The sequence below is a fragment of the Delftia sp. WSY_7 genome (assembly GCF_043104845.1).
In the GTDB taxonomy this organism is placed as follows: Bacteria; Pseudomonadota; Gammaproteobacteria; order Burkholderiales; family Burkholderiaceae_C; genus Comamonas; species Comamonas tsuruhatensis.
This window is the reverse complement of the sequence record NZ_JBICLB010000041.1, coordinates 1-1,613: the sequence shown is the minus strand read 5'-3', so window position 1 is coordinate 1,613 and position 1,613 is coordinate 1. Positions and strand designations below refer to the sequence as shown.

The window sequence follows — 1,613 nt, the reverse complement described above, 5'->3', positions numbered from 1 at the left end:
TCGGTGTAGGTGTAGCGGTGCAATGCGTCCTGGACGGTGCGGCCCTGGCTGTCGCGCTGCACGGGCGCTGGTGCTGACGGTGCGTTGTCCTGCACCAGCCTGCCGAAGCCCTGGTAGCGGTAGTCGGTCTTGTGCAGGCCCGCTGGTGGCCACTCCTGCTCGATGGCGCGGATGCGCGGGCCCACGCCGTAGCGGTAGCGCTGGCTGAGGATGGGTGCGCTGCCTTGTGATGTGCCTTGCCCGGTGGTCTGCTGCGTGAGGCGCCCGGCAATGTCGTATTGGCGCGAGGTGGCCAGGCCGTTGCCTGCCGTGTAGTGCTGCAGGCCGTTGAAGGCGTCCGTTTGGATGTCGCCGACCACCGTCTGCGCGGGCAGCAGGCGTTCGAGCAAGCCTGTGGCGCCGGCGCCCAGCCAGTGGTCGCTGGCCTGCAGCAGGCCGGCCACCCAGGCGCTTTGCAGTTGCAGCCCTTGCACGCTGGCGCCGTCGCTGGCGGGGCCGCGCCGGGTGACGAGCACGCGGCCATCGGCCAGGGTGCGGCTGTGGACCCGGCCGTCCGGGCCATAGCGCGTGGCGGTGCGGTAGGTATGCTCGCCCTGGCCGTCGGGCGTGGCCAGCGCAATGGTGCGTGCCACGGGGCGGCCCAGGGCGTCGTATTCGATGGACTCGCGCTGCCAGTTGCTGTCGATGGTCTGCAGCAGCCGGCCCTGGTAGTGCAGCCGGGTTTGCGAGGAAGAGCGACGATCTGCGCCGGGCGCCGCTTCGTAGCGCTTGGCCAGCAGACGCCCGCTGGGGGCGTACTGGTAGTGGGTGCTGCTGCCGTCGGCGCGGGTGTGCACCAGCAATTGATCGGCTTCGTTGTAGCGTGCGCTTTGGCGGCCATGATCGGCAAGCTGAAGCCAGACGGTGCGGCCGAAGTCGTCGTGCAGGGCCTGGCGGCGTTCGGCGGGTTGGGCTCCTTGGGAAGCAGTGGTTTGGTGTCCGATGTCCTGGGGTGCTGTCGGCACATCGGAGGAGCCTTGCAATGCCAGCCGTACCGCCCCATCGGGCGTTTGCGACAGGCTGGCATGGAGACTGCCGTTGTCCAGCCAGCGCGTGCGGGTGTCGTCGCCATCGGTGTGCTGGAGCAATTCCCCCGCATCGCCGTAGGTGTAGCTGTCCAGGCGCCCATCGGGCAGCAGGCGGTGGCTCAGGCGCCCTTGCGCATTCCAGCCGTAGTAGGCCGCACGTTCGGGGAGGTCCTGGCCTTCGCGGTACAGGCCCAGCCGCGTGATGCGGCCTTCGCTGTCGCGCTCGATCTGGCCCCGGTTGCCCAGGCCATCGAGCCTAGCCTGGGTGCTGCCCTGGTAGGTCCAGGTGGTGCTGCGGCCTGCCGTGTCGATGGCCTGGCTGGGGCGGCCCAGGGCGTCGTGGCGGATGCGGTATGGATTCAGGCTCAGCCGGCTGCTGGCGCGGGGCTGGCCGTCGGCGTCCAGCAGCCAGCCGCTGGTGGTGATTTCTTCTGTCTGCAGGGCGTTGGCGGACAAGGCGCTGTAGCGTATCTGGCGCTGAAGGCGCCGCACGCCATCGTCTTCGGTGCGGGTCGTGATGCGCCCGGCCTGGTCATGCTCCAGCGC

The 1,613-nt window shown here is 69.7% G+C and carries 1 pseudogene; it reads right to left on the bottom strand.

Annotated elements, in window-relative coordinates:
- Positions 1 to 1,613: pseudogene (locus ACF8ME_RS23460) on the bottom strand (hypothetical protein); the annotation flags it as partial.